The organism is Streptomyces uncialis, from assembly GCF_036250755.1.
Taxonomy (GTDB): domain Bacteria; phylum Actinomycetota; class Actinomycetes; order Streptomycetales; family Streptomycetaceae; genus Streptomyces; species Streptomyces uncialis.
On record NZ_CP109583.1, the window covers coordinates 8,471,564 to 8,483,943 of the forward strand.

General features: G+C 73.8%; 11 protein-coding genes. 8 read left to right on the forward strand and 3 right to left on the reverse strand.

Features of this window, described 5'->3' with window-relative positions; translation table 11 throughout:
- The first annotated feature begins 28 nt into the window (after positions 1–28).
- The 8 genes from OG711_RS35555 (at position 29) to OG711_RS35590 (ending at position 9,527) form a co-directional block, all read left to right on the forward strand.
- Positions 29–1,705: a CocE/NonD family hydrolase gene (locus OG711_RS35555; RefSeq protein WP_073788808.1), complete on the forward strand. Its 1,677-nt coding sequence runs from the start codon at positions 29–31 to the stop codon at positions 1,703–1,705.
- Positions 1,706–1,794: 89 nt separating this feature from the next.
- Complete coding sequence (locus OG711_RS35560) at positions 1,795–3,435, forward strand: ABC transporter substrate-binding protein (RefSeq protein WP_329562810.1); 1,641 nt, start codon at positions 1,795–1,797, stop codon at positions 3,433–3,435.
- A gap of 17 nt (positions 3,436–3,452) precedes the next feature.
- The gene (locus tag OG711_RS35565; protein ID WP_073788804.1) at positions 3,453–4,400 is read left to right on the forward strand and encodes an ABC transporter permease; all 948 of its coding nucleotides are present in this window, start codon (positions 3,453–3,455) and stop codon (positions 4,398–4,400) included.
- A complete protein-coding gene (locus tag OG711_RS35570; protein ID WP_079184663.1) occupies positions 4,397–5,353 on the forward strand; it encodes an ABC transporter permease in 957 nt (318 codons plus the stop codon). The genes OG711_RS35565 and OG711_RS35570 overlap by 4 nt, the downstream gene beginning before the upstream one ends.
- Entirely contained in the window at positions 5,350–6,336 is a 987-nt protein-coding gene (locus OG711_RS35575) for an ABC transporter ATP-binding protein (protein WP_329562814.1), read from the forward strand. Before OG711_RS35570 ends, OG711_RS35575 begins: the two co-directional genes overlap by 4 nt.
- Positions 6,333–7,148: an ABC transporter ATP-binding protein gene (locus OG711_RS35580; RefSeq protein ID WP_266511821.1), complete on the forward strand. Its 816-nt coding sequence runs from the start codon at positions 6,333–6,335 to the stop codon at positions 7,146–7,148. Before OG711_RS35575 ends, OG711_RS35580 begins: the two co-directional genes overlap by 4 nt.
- A gap of 73 nt (positions 7,149–7,221) precedes the next feature.
- On the forward strand, positions 7,222–8,769 hold the full coding sequence (locus tag OG711_RS35585; RefSeq protein ID WP_329562817.1) for a class I adenylate-forming enzyme family protein: 1,548 nt from the start codon (positions 7,222–7,224) through the stop codon (positions 8,767–8,769).
- Positions 8,770–9,086: 317 nt separating this feature from the next.
- The gene (locus OG711_RS35590; protein ID WP_329562819.1) at positions 9,087–9,527 is read left to right on the forward strand and encodes a hypothetical protein; all 441 of its coding nucleotides are present in this window, start codon (positions 9,087–9,089) and stop codon (positions 9,525–9,527) included.
- 16 nt (positions 9,528–9,543) lie between these two features.
- Here OG711_RS35590 and OG711_RS35595 read toward each other — a convergent pair whose 3' ends face one another.
- The 3 genes from OG711_RS35595 to OG711_RS35605 all read right to left on the reverse strand — a co-directional run bounded on the left by OG711_RS35595 (position 9,544) and on the right by OG711_RS35605 (position 12,377).
- Positions 9,544–10,632 (reverse strand): response regulator, encoded by a 1,089-nt coding sequence (locus OG711_RS35595; RefSeq protein WP_073788796.1) that lies wholly within the window; start codon positions 10,630–10,632, stop codon positions 9,544–9,546.
- Positions 10,633–10,935: 303 nt separating this feature from the next.
- Positions 10,936–11,523, reverse strand: coding sequence for a DUF6309 family protein (locus OG711_RS35600; RefSeq protein WP_329562821.1), 588 nt, complete (start codon positions 11,521–11,523; stop codon positions 10,936–10,938).
- Between the two features lie 146 nt (positions 11,524–11,669).
- Positions 11,670–12,377 (reverse strand): helix-turn-helix domain-containing protein, encoded by a 708-nt coding sequence (locus OG711_RS35605; protein ID WP_329562823.1) that lies wholly within the window; start codon positions 12,375–12,377, stop codon positions 11,670–11,672.
- Positions 12,378–12,380: the final 3 nt, after the last annotated feature.

The window sequence follows — 12,380 nt, forward strand, 5'->3', positions numbered from 1 at the left end:
TCCCGAACGCCGTCCAGAGAGATATCCCATGACCTTCCAGTTCCTGCGGGTCGGCCCGTCCCCGCTGCACGCGGGCGCCGAACAGCACATGGTCCCCATGCGCGACGGCGTCCGCCTCGCGACGGACGTGTACCTCCCGGCATCGCCGCGCAAGCACACCGCCGTCGTCAGCCGGATGCCCTACGACAAGGCGAGCGCCTATATGGCGGTCCACAAGCTCGCCCCGCTCTACCTGGAACGCGGCTATGTCCTCGTCGCCCAGGACGTCCGCGGCAAGTTCCGCTCCGAGGGCGACACCGTCCCCTTCGTCCACGAGATCGAGGACACCTACGACACCCTCGACTGGATCGCCGCGCAGCCCTGGTCCGACGGTTCCGTCGCCATGGTCGGCGACTCCTACCATGGCTACACCCAGTGGGCGGGCGCCGCGAGCGGCCACCCCGCGCTGCGCGCGATCGTCCCGCGCGTCACCAGCCTGGAGATCTCCGACCTCCGCGGCCTCACCGGCACCACCCCCGACGCGGCCCTGTCCCTCTACCACGCCAACTACTTCGCCCATATGTGGGTCGACCAGGGCCTGTACGCCTACGAGGTCGACTGGTCGGTACGGCCGCTGCGCGACCTCTTCGAGGAAGCCTTCACCGCGATCGGCCACCGCTCCGCCGCCGTGGACGGAGTCATCGCCGGACGGCCACCCGTCGACCCCTTCCGTACCCGGCCGCCGTTCGCCGCCCGGCCCGTGCCCGTGCTCCACCGCGTCGGCTGGTTCGACAACCTGATCGACGCCTCCATGCGCGACCACACCGCGCAGCTCGCCGACCCGCGCTGGGCTCCGCACACCTACCTCGACGCGGACGCCTGCGACCACCACACCTACCACCTCGACCAGGCACCGGTCCGCCCCGAGCACGACCACGCCCTCGACGAACGCGTCCTGGACGCCGTCCTGCCCCGCTATCTGGGCCGCACCCTCGACTTCCTCGACACCTTCGTCGCGGGACGCGGGGACACCGCCGCCTTCCCCCGCGCGACCTGGTACCAGGGCCACGACGGCACCCGCACCGCCACCTCCTGGCCGCCGCCCGCCGCCCGCGAACTGCGGCTCTACCCCACGGACGCGGCACTCGCCACCACCGGCGCCGACGGCGGCACCCTCACCGAGGCCCGGGAACGCGAACCCGCCGCCGTCCGCTGGACCCACGATCCGCTCGACCCCGTGCCCTCCCCGGTCCGCGACCCCTGGGTCCATCTCCAGGAGTACCCCGAGGAGCAGTCCGTCCACGACCGGCCCGACGTCCTCACCTTCACCGGCGCGCCCGTCACCGCGCCCCTGGACCTCGTCGGACCCGTCACCGCCACCGTCGACATCGGGACCAGTGCCGCGGCCGGCCATCTCTTCGTCAAGCTCCACGACGTCGCACCCGACGGCACCGCCCGGATGATCGTGCGCGGTCAGCGCCGTATCCCCGGCGGCGGACCCCTCGCCGCCCGGGTCGACCTCGGCCACACCGGCTACCGGCTGCGCGCCGGCCACCGGCTGCGACTCCAGCTCTGCGGCAGCGACTTCCCGCTCTACGCCCCCCACCCCGGCACCGACGGCGACCTCTGGCAGGCCACCGCGTTCAGCCCCGCCGAACAGACCCTCCGTACCGGCGGCGACCGCACCCACCTCACCCTCACCGTCTGCGACGGCCCCGCCCAGTAGAGCCGGCCGACGGCCCGCAGCGGCCACCGAAGGGGACCACCCTCATGACCCTCACCACCGCGAGACCCCGCCCCACCACACCAAGACCCGTGCGCACCGCGGTACTCGCCGCCGTCGTCACCGCCGCCCTCACCCTCGCCGCGTGCGGCGGCGGGGGCGGCGGGAAGGCCACCGCGCCCGACGCCTTCGCCAAGGACCGCTCCGACACCCCCGCCGCCCAGGGCGACCTCGACTCCTACACCTGGTACGGCGACTACCGCGCCCCCTACAGCCTCGACCCGGTGAAGAACGCCGACTACCCCGAACAGACCGTCCTGCCGAACATCTGCGAGTCGCTGCTGCGGGTCAAGAGCGACTACACCCTCGAACCCGGCCTCGCCACCAAGTGGGAACAGCCCGACCCCCGGACCCTGCTCCTCACCGTCCGCGACGGCGTCAAGTTCGCCGACGGCACCCCGATGACCGTCGCCGACGTGGTGTACAGCCTCGAACGCAACAGGGACACCAGGACCGTCTCCTCGTACGCCTCGCTGTACGCCAACGTCGCCTCCATCACCGCGGGCACCGGCGCCGGCGCCGCCACCGTGAAGATCGCCTTCCGCACCGACGACGCCGTCTTCGTCAAGGTCCTCGCCACCCTCGGCGGCTCCGTCGTCAGCCGCGCCCACGCCAAGGCCAAGGGCGCCGACCTCGGCACCCCCAAGGCCGGTGTGCTGTGCACCGGCCCCTACCGGGTCACCTCCTTCGACGGCGCGGGCGACCTCACCATGGAACGCAACGACCACTACTGGGACGCCGGCACGGTGCGCTCCAAGAAGGTCACCTTCGTCTTCCCCGCGAGCGCCAAGGCCCTCGGCAACGCCATCGCGGGCAAGGCCGTCGACGGCGGCTTCAACATCCCCTCCCCGCTGGTGCCCACCCTCGCCAAGGCGAACGGCGGCACACTCTGGACCGGCGCCGAAGGCAGCTCACCGCAGAACCTCGACCTCGTCGTCAGCGACCTCAGGAAAGGCCCCCTCGCCGACCCCCGCACCCGCCAGGCCCTCTCCCGCGCCCTCGACCGGGAAGGCATCGCCCGCAGCATCTTCTCCGCCGCCGCCGACCCGCTGTACGCCGTCGCCGGACCGGGCACCTGGGGCTACGCCCGCGACCGCTTCCAGCGGGCCTACGACGAACTCACCGTGAGGGCCGACCCCGCCGCCGCCAAGGAACTCATCACCCGGGCGGGCGCCGAGGGCCGCAAGGTGAAACTCGCCTACCCCACCGGCATCGAGCTGTACGCCGAGGTCGCCACCACCCTCCAGCAGACCGCCGAACGCATCGGCCTCGACATGGAGATCGTCGGCCTCCCCCTCGCCCAGTACGGGGAGATGTTCATCGACCCCGCCGCCCGCGAACCCTACGACGCCTTCCTCACCATGAACTACATCCAGATCACCGAACCGGCGTTCCTGTACGGCTTCATCGCCACCCCCGACGGCCCCCAGAACTACGGCGGCTACGACAACCCCGAGGTCGCCGACCGGATCACCCGCGCCTTCGGCACCACCGACGACCGGGCCCGCGCCGACCTCCTCATCGAGGCCCAGGAACGACTCGCCCAGGACCTGCCCTGGATACCGATCGTCGCGCCCCGCGCCACCGTCTACCTGAGCGACAAGGTCGCCGGAGTGCCCCTGACCTTCGGGTACATGGGCCGCCCCTGGGCCGCCGCCGTCGGCGCCCCCTGAGACCCGGAGCGCGCACCATGACACGATTCCTCGCCGGACGGCTCGCGGGGCTGCTCGTCACCCTCACGGTGTCCAGCTTCGTCGTCTTCGCCGGGCTCTACCTCGCCCCCGGCAGCCCCGAGTCGGTGCTGCTCGGCAACAGCACGCCCACCCCCGAACGCCGCGCCGCGGTCCGGGAACAGTACGGGCTCGACGACCCGTTCATGGTGCGCTACCTCCACTGGCTCGGTGACGTCCTCCAAGGCGACCTGGGCACCTCCTTCGTGGGCAACCAGCCGGTGGCCGCCCGGATCGACGCCGTCTACGGGACGACCCTGTCCCTCGTCGCCGTCACCGCCGTACTGATCGCCGTCCTCGGCCTCGGCCTCGGGCTGCTCGCGGCCCTGCGGCCGGGCCGCACCGACGACCTGGTCTCCGCCGCCACCGCGACGGCCGCCGGCGTCCCGGCGTTCGTCGCCGCCTCCCTCGGGATCTCCGTCCTCGCGGTCCGCCTCGGCTGGTTCCCCGCGTACGGAGCGGGCGGCCCCGGACTCCCCGGCACCCTCCACGCGCTCGTCCTGCCCGCCCTGTCCCTCGCGCTGATCTCGTCCGCGCTGCTCGCCCGGGTCACCCGGGCGGCGGTCCGCGCCGAACTCGGCAAGGAGTACGTGGAGACCGCCCGCGCCCGCGGCGTCCCCACCCGGCGGGTGATCCGCGCCCATGTGCTGCCCAACGCGGCGCCACCGCTCATCACCGTCGGCGGACTGCTCGTCGCCGCCCTGCTCGCGGGGACCGTCGTGGTCGAGAACGCGTTCGGACTGCCCGGCATGGGGTCCCTGCTCATCGGCTCCGTCAACCAGAAGGACTTCCCCACCGTGCAGGCCGTGACCCTGCTGATGGTGACCGGCTTCGTCCTCGTCAACCTCCTCGTGGACGTCGCCCAGCAACTCCTCGACCCCCGGCTGCGCCAGGGAGGAACCCCATGACGACGGCACCGACCGCACCGACGGCACCCGCGTCACCGAAGGCCGCTGCGCAACGGCCCGGCCCCGCGCGCCGGACGGCCACCACCGTCACCACCACCGTCCGCCGACTGCGCGCCCGACTCGGCGTCACCGGGCTCGTCGCCCTCGCCTGGATCGTCCTCGTCGTGGCGGGCGCCGCCCTCGCACCACTCGTCGCACCCCACGACCCCGACGCCCAGAACCTGCTCGACGTGTACGCCCCGCCCGGCGGGGAACACCTCCTCGGCACCGACGGCACCGGCCGCGACATCCTCTCCCGGCTGCTGTGGGGAGCCCGCACCAGCCTCGCGGGACCCGCCCTCGTCGTCCTGCTCAGCCTTGTCGTCGGACTGCCGCTCGCGCTGGCCGCGGCCTGGCGCGGCGGCTGGGCCGACGCCCTCGCCGGACGCTTCCTCGACATCGTCTTCTCGCTGCCCGCCATCCTCCTCGCGGTCCTCGCCGTCGCCGTCTTCCGGCCCGGCCAGACCCCCGCGGTCCTCGCCCTGGCCGTCGCCTACCTCCCGTACGTCGCCCGGGTCGCCCGCAGCGCCGCCCTGCGCCAGCGCGCCATGCCCTACATCGCCGCACTCACCGTCCAGGGCCACTCCGCCACCGCGATCTGCGTACGGCATCTGCTGCCCAACATCGCGCCCGTGGTCGGCGCACAGCTCCCCATCGCCTTCGCGGGCGCCCTCATGGACCTCGCGGCGCTCTCCTTCCTCGGACTCGCCGTCCAGAGCCCCCAGGCCGACTGGGGTGTCCTCGTCAACGACGCCCAGGCCGTCCTCCAGGGCCACTCGTCCCAGGTCGTGTACGCCGGAGCGCTCATCGTCGCCACCGTCGTCGCCCTGACCCTCCTCGGCGACCGGCTCGCGGACGGCACCCGCCCCCGACGCGCCCGCCGTTCCCGTATCCGCGCCCGGAGGACCCGATGAACCCGCTGCTCCGCCTCGACGGGATGTCGGTGCGCGTCCCGGTCGCCGCAACCCTCCGGGAGGTCGTCACCGACATCACCCTCGACCTCGCACCCGGGGAGGCCCTCGGTATCGTCGGTGAGTCCGGCTCCGGCAAGTCCATGACCGCCCGCACCGTCATGGGACTGCTGCCCCGGGGCAGCGCCGTCGGCGGCACCGTCCTCCTCGACGGCACCGACCTGTACGCCCCGGGCCGCGCGGGCCGGGCCGCCGCCGCCACCGCCCGCCGGGGCACCGGCATGGTCTTCCAGGACGCCCGCGCCCATCTCGACCCCCGGCAGCGCATCGGGGACTTCCTCACGGAGACCGGCCCCGCCGGACGCGCCGGCCGTACCGCCGCCGCCGCGATCCTGGACCGGGTGGGCATCGACGACGCCACCCGGCGCCTGCGCCAGTACCCGCACGAGATGTCCGGCGGCATGCTCCAACGCGTCATGATCGCCTCCGTCCTGCTGGCCGGACCCCGGCTGATCCTCGCCGACGAACCCACCACCGCGCTCGACGTCACCACCCAGGCCGAGGTGGTCGCCCTGCTGGACGAACTGCGCCGCGAGAACGGCACCGCGCTCGTCTTCATCACCCACGACATCGACCTCGCCGCCGCCTGCTGCGACCGGATCGCCGTCATGTACGCGGGCTCCCTGCACGAGGTCCACCGCGCCGACCTCCTCACCACCGCCCCCCTCCACCCCTACACCCGGGGCCTGCTCGCCTCCCGGCCCAGCACCCGCACCCGCACGGCCCGGCTGCCCGTCATCCCCGGCCGCCCCCTCTCCGCCTTCGAGGCACCACCCGGCTGCGCCTTCGCGACCCGCTGCACCCACGCGGCCGACCCCTGCCGGGAGACCCGCCCGCCCCTGGCACCGCACGACGGCGGACTCGTCCGCTGCGACCGCGTCACCGAGATCGGGGCCGCACCCGCCCCCGGGGAGGCCACCCGATGAGCACCGGCCCCGAGACCGTCGTCGAGGTCACCGGTCTGCGCAAGGTCTACCCGACCGGCGGGCCCCGGCTCCCCGGCCGCCCCCGGGAGGGCTTCGTCGCCCTCGCCGGAGCCGACTTCCACCTCGCCGCGGGGGAGTGCCTCGCCGTCGTCGGCGAGTCCGGATCGGGCAAGAGCACCGCCGCCCGGATACTCGCCGGCCTCGAACACCCCACCGCCGGAACCGTCTCCGTCCTCGGCACCGACCGCAGCCGCCCCGCCCGGGGCTCCGCCGAACGCCACCGGCGCGGCGCCCAGCTCCAGATGGTGTTCCAGGACCCCTACACCTCCCTCGACCCCCGCCAGAGCGCCCGCGCCGCCATCGCGGAGACCCTGCGGCTGCACACCTCCCTCGACCGCGCCGGACGCGCCGACCGCGCCACCAGGATCGCCGCGTCCGTGGGCCTGGACGCACGACAGGCCGACGCGCTGCCCGCCGCGCTCTCCGGCGGCCAGCGCCAACGCGTCGCCCTCGCCCGCGCCCTGGCCGCCGACCCCCGGGTGATCGTGCTGGACGAGGCCGTCTCCGCGCTCGACGTGTCCATCCAGGCCCAGATCCTCAACCTGCTCGCCGACATCCGCGACGCCACCGGCGTGGCCTACCTCTTCATCACCCACGACCTGGCCGTCGTCCGGCACATCGCCGACCGTGTCCTGGTCCTCCAGCGCGGCCACATCGTCGAACAGGGCCCCACCGCACAGGTGCTGGACGATCCCCGCCACCCCTGCACCCGGCTGCTGCGCGACAGCGTCCCCGGCCGGCGCGCCCCATGACCCGGGCCCAACCGCCCACCACCGCACCGCACCCCCGGCCCAGCGCGCGCCGGACCCCCCGACGGAGGCTCGGATGAACGGACCCGGAGACATCTTGCGGCACACCGCCGCCCGCCACGGCGACCGCACCGCCCTGATCACGGCGGACCGCACCCTCACCTACACCGAACTCGACACCGCCTGCGACCGGGTGGCCGCCGCACTCACCGCCCACGGGGTCCGGCCCGGCCGGACCGTGTCGCTCTACGCCCAGAACCGCTGGGAGTGGATCGCCGCCTACCACGGCGCGCTGCGCGCGGGCGCGGTCGTCAACCCCGTCAACGTCATGCTCACCCCCGCCGAACTGGCCCATGTGCTCGACGACTGCGGTGCGACCGCCGTGTTCACCGCCGCCGAACAGGCCCCCGCCGTCCTCGGCGCGGGCGGCGACCCGACCGGGCCCCGCCTGGTCGTGACGTTCGGCGGTCCGGCCGAGGACACGGTCGCCTTCGACGCCCTCCTCGCCACCGACGGCCCCGCCCCGCACCGGACGGCCGAACCCGACGCCCCCTGCACCATCGGCTACACCTCCGGCACCACCGGGCACCCCAAAGGCGCCGTGCAGAGCCATCGCGCCGTCCTGCTCAACTGCGCGCTCACCGCGACGATGCACGGCCGCACCGAGCACGACGTCGTCGTCACCGCGTTGCCCGCCCCGCATGTCTACGGCAACGTCGTCATCAACGGGACGTTCCTGGTCGGCGGGACCGTCGTCCTGATGGAACGCTTCGACGCCGCCGAGGCGCTGCGGCTGATCGGCGAGCACCGCGCCACCCTGTTCGAAGGCGTCCCGGCGATGTACGCGATGATGCTCGCCGCCCCGTCGCTCGACGGCGCCGACCTGTCGTCCCTCACCCGCTGCACGGTCGGCGGCCAGACCATGCCCACCGCGACCATCCGCCGCTGGGAGCGGCGCAGCGGCGCCCCCCTCATCGAGCTCTGGGGGATGACGGAGATCAGCGGTCTGGGCATCACCCACGCCGTGCACGCGCCCCCGCTGCCCGGCTCCATCGGGGTCTCCCTGCCCGGTGTCGAGACCCGGGTGGCCGACCTGGCGGACACCACCCGCGACGCCCCGCCCGGCGAACCCGGCGAACTGATGGTCCGCGGCCCGCTCGTCATGCTCGGCTACCACGGCGACCCCGGGGCCACCGCCGAGGCGATCGACACCGACGGCTGGCTGCGCACCGGCGACATCGCGACCATGGACGCCACCGGCCATGTCTTCATCGTCGACCGGCGGAAGGACATGGTCATCACCGGCGGCTACAACGTCTATCCGGCGGAGATCGAACGCGTCCTCGCCGAGCACCCGGCCGTCGCGCTGGTCGGCGTCGGCCCCGTACCGGACCCGGTGAAGGGCGAACTCGCCTGCGCGTACGTCGTCCTGGCGCCCGGTGCCACCGCCACCGCCGGCGAACTGTCCGCCTTCGCCGCACCCCGGCTCGCCGCCTACAAACGGCCCCGGCTGATCCGCTTCGTCCCCGATCTGCCGAAGACCTCCTCGGGGAAGATCATGCGCCGCGAGCTGCTGAACGCCTTCACCGCCCACCCCACACCTCGACCCACCCGGACACCTTGACTCGCCCGTCCGCTTGCCCGTTCGCCCGGTCCTCGCTACCCGCCTTCGCCGTCCGGCCCTGCCTGCCTGCCTGCCTGCGTCGCCCGCCCCCGCCCTCGCCCCTGCTCCCGCCCCCGCCCTCCGGTCCGGACCGCCGCAGGGCCAAGACGCCGTGCGTCGGGGCGAGTCGGGTACGGGCACACGGCAACGGTACGAGTACCGGACGCACGGCAACGGCTACGAGTACCGGACGCACGGCATCCGTATGAGTACCGGACGCGCGGCGTCTGGGTAGCGGTGCTCAGGCGGCGCCGGGGCCGGGGCGGTTGGCTGGACTCATGCCCGCACACCCCCCGCACCCGCACCCCCACCCCGAGCCCGTCCGTACCGCCCCGGTCCGCCCGGCCGCCGCTCGTCCCGCCCACGTCAGGGCTCCGCGGGCCGTCGCGCCCCGCGACCGGTTCGCGTGGATCGCCCCGCTGACCGGAACCCTCGCGGCCCTCCCCTCCGCACTCCTCCTCGCCACCACGGTCCTCTTCTCCCCGATGGCCTGCGGCTCCTGCGACGCGGCGGACGCGGCACGGTTCGACGACAGCTTCGCCCCCGCCCTGTTCGTCGCGATGGGGATCCTGGCCCTCGCGGGCGGCCTGCTGGTCACGTCCTGGGCCCTGCCGTGGCGGACCTCCGCACGCACACGCCGGGCGCTGATGGCGGCGCCCGCGCCGTTCCTCGCCCTGGCCGCGTACCTGGTCTTCCTCGAACTGGTGGCCTGGCCGTAGGGTCCGCCGTCCGGTCTCACGGGCGGCGCTCCAGGAAGATGCTGGTGAACACCGCCACCTTCGCCCGCAGCACCCAGGGATCGAACGGCTTGGCGATGTAGTCGACCGCTCCGGCCGCGTAGCCGCGCGCGGTGTGCTCCGGGTCCGCGCCCATCGCGGTCAGGAACACGATCGGCACATCCCTGGTGCGACGTCTGCGCTTGATGTGCGCGGCGGTCTCGTAGCCGTCCATCTCCGGCATCTGGACATCGAGCAGGATGACCGCGAAGTCGTCGTGGTGCAGCAGCGCCTTGAGCGCCTCCCGGCCCGAGGAGACCGCCACCAGCTCCTGGTCGAGGGTGGCGAGCACCGCGCTCATGGCGAGCAGATTGTGCGGCTGGTCGTCCACCGCCAGGATCTTCGGCATGCCCCGCGCGGCCGGGGCCGCGCCCGGCAGCGGCACCGAGGACCGCTGGGCCCGGTCGATGGCCTCCAACTGCCGCTCCAGCAGCTCGCACCGGTCCTCGGCCTCCCCGCGCTGCTTCTGCGCCGCGATCAGTTCGGACCCCAGCCGGGCCACCTCGTCCCGCAGGGTGTCCCGTTCGCGCAGCAGCTCCGACACATCGGGGTGGGCGGACGCCAGCCGGTCCGCCCGCTCCCGTTCGGCGCTCCACTCCGCCTCCAGCTGGCTCAGCCGCACCTCCAGATCCGCGATCCGGTGCTGACGGTCCAGCAGCGCGTCCCCGAGGACGTCGCCCCGGACACTGGAGCGGCGCGAGACCCGGTCGGCGTCCGCGAGCTGCTGCTCCAGCACCTCCATCGCGTGCCGGGGCGACGCGCCCGTGGCGACCGCCGCGCGGTGCAGTCCCCGGACATGCTCGATGGCCTCCGGGGTAGCGGGCCGCCCCCGGTGCTCGGCGAGGTCGGTGAACAGATCCGTCACCACCTCCCAGGGCGGCACCCGGGCCCCGCTCAGATAGCGCGAGAAAGTCCCCGGGTCACGGGTCCGGCGCGCCGCGTACCGCCGCACCGACACCTCCAGCCCGTCGAACAGCTCCCGCAACGCCTGGGCCAGCGCCCGGGACTCCGGTGTCAGCCCCTCCCCGAGGGGCCGCAGTTCACCCATGGCCGTCCTCCGTCCCGGCCGGAGCCGTCAGCGGGAACGCCGGGGCCGCCCGGGGCGGCACGCGTGAGGGGTCCATCGCATCCCTGTTCCGTCGGGGCCGCGTGCCGGACGTCCGCCGGAGCGCGGCCCATGACTCACCCCGGCGGCGGCCGGAGGGAGAGCCACAGCATGGAACGCCCGCGGACCGTTGCGCGGCCTCATCGCCACATCGGCAACGTTGGAGCGAACTTGGCATCACCCCCGGCCGCGCATGGCGGCCGATGTGCCGGAGCGCGACGACCTGCGCGCGCCGGGGAACCGGCCCTAGGGACGGGGGGAGGCGATCCCGTACTCGCGGGCGGGCCCGTCGGAGTACCGAAGTACCTCGGCGGGGCCCAGCCCCGCCACATATGCGGGGACCCCCGCCCCGGCCATCTCCGCACCGCTCCGCTCCCACGCCAGCATCCGATGCAGCCCGTCCAGATGGATGAGCCCTTCCCGGGCCGTCATCTCGTCGTAGTCGGCGCCGGGCACCGTCCGGGTGCTGAGGAACACCGGCTGCCGGGGCGAGCCCGACTGGTACTCCAGCTTCCGCGCGCACGCCGGATTGGTCCGCGCGTACGAGGAGTCCAGCGCGCGCAGCCGGTCGGCGGTCCCGGCCACGGTCAGTCCGGTCGGCGGGATCAGCTCCACCTCGCCGTACTCACCCACGTGCCAGGGCAGGACCACCGACAACAGCTCGGCGCGGTCCAGCAGCACCTTGTGCCACAGCCCGCCGAGAAGCCGCTCGGCGCCGCGGAGATTGACCTCGGCGTCGTCGTTGTAGTTGTCCGCGTATGTGTCGTCGAAGGGATGCTCCTGCGCGAAGTGCCGCATCACCACGTCGAACGTGACGGTTTCCAGGATCCTCATCGCTGCCCTTCACCCTTGCCTCCCGCGGGGAGCGCCACCGCGCGCACGGGACGACCGCCTTCGGCCCAGTGTGCCAAATGATGGGTGATGCACGGGAGTTCGGTCCGGCCCTGAAGGCCGGCCGCGAGGGTGCTCCCATCGCCTCGTCAGCGCTTCCCGGGCAGGGTGTCGTGGACGACGAACCAGATGGCGCGCGCGGTCACCGTTCCCGTGTTCCCGAAGACATGCGGGGTGCGCGAGTCGAACGAGATCGAGTCACCCACTCCCAGTACGCACTCCTCGTCGCCGACCTGGACGGTCAGCTCGCCCTCGGTCACCACTCCGTACTCGAAGCCCTCATGACCCGCGCCGTGACCGTCCTCGTCCGAGGAGCCCCCCGGCTCGTAGACGATCTCCAGGAAGTCGACCTGGGCGTCCGACACCGTCGTCAGCCGTTCCCAGCGGACACCGTTGCCGAAGTCGAGGGCGCGGCGGCCGTCGGCCCGCTGGATCTGCGCCGGGTAGGACGGCGGCAGTCTGCGCAGCGACCGCAAGCCGTCGGAGGCCGGGATGTCCGGCGTACCGGAGCGCCGCCCGGTGGCGCCGGGGCCGCCCCCGCCCGCCGGGTCCGCCGCCGCCCCCGGCCGGAGCAGGAAGTCGGTGGACACCTCCAGTGCGCCCGCCAGGCTGTAGAGGACTCCCACCGAGGGCGCCGATCTGCCGAGCTCGATCTGGGAGAGCAGACTCGCCGAACAGCCGATCCGGCGCGCGAGCCCGCGCACCGACTCGCCCCGCGCCTGACGCGCGGACCTCAGCCGCCCGCCCAGGGCTGCGGTACGGGGGTCCGGGGCCTGTGCGGGGGTCGTTTGCGTCACGCG

What these genes read in the sequence shown, in the direction of transcription:
- OG711_RS35555 (WP_073788808.1), top strand. Translation starts at nt 29, where the DNA reads ATGACCTTCCAGTTCCTGCGGGTCGGCCCGTCCCCGCTGCACGCGGGC.
- OG711_RS35565 (WP_073788804.1), top strand. Translation starts at nt 3,453, where the DNA reads ATGACACGATTCCTCGCCGGACGGCTCGCGGGGCTGCTCGTCACCCTC.
- OG711_RS35570 (WP_079184663.1), top strand. Translation starts at nt 4,397, where the DNA reads ATGACGACGGCACCGACCGCACCGACGGCACCCGCGTCACCGAAGGCC.
- OG711_RS35575 (WP_329562814.1), top strand. Translation starts at nt 5,350, where the DNA reads ATGAACCCGCTGCTCCGCCTCGACGGGATGTCGGTGCGCGTCCCGGTC.
- OG711_RS35580 (WP_266511821.1), top strand. Translation starts at nt 6,333, where the DNA reads ATGAGCACCGGCCCCGAGACCGTCGTCGAGGTCACCGGTCTGCGCAAG.
- OG711_RS35585 (WP_329562817.1), top strand. Translation starts at nt 7,222, where the DNA reads ATGAACGGACCCGGAGACATCTTGCGGCACACCGCCGCCCGCCACGGC.
- OG711_RS35590 (WP_329562819.1), top strand. Translation starts at nt 9,087, where the DNA reads ATGCCCGCACACCCCCCGCACCCGCACCCCCACCCCGAGCCCGTCCGT.
- OG711_RS35595 (WP_073788796.1), bottom strand. Translation starts at nt 10,632, where the DNA reads ATGGGTGAACTGCGGCCCCTCGGGGAGGGGCTGACACCGGAGTCCCGG.
- OG711_RS35600 (WP_329562821.1), bottom strand. Translation starts at nt 11,523, where the DNA reads ATGAGGATCCTGGAAACCGTCACGTTCGACGTGGTGATGCGGCACTTC.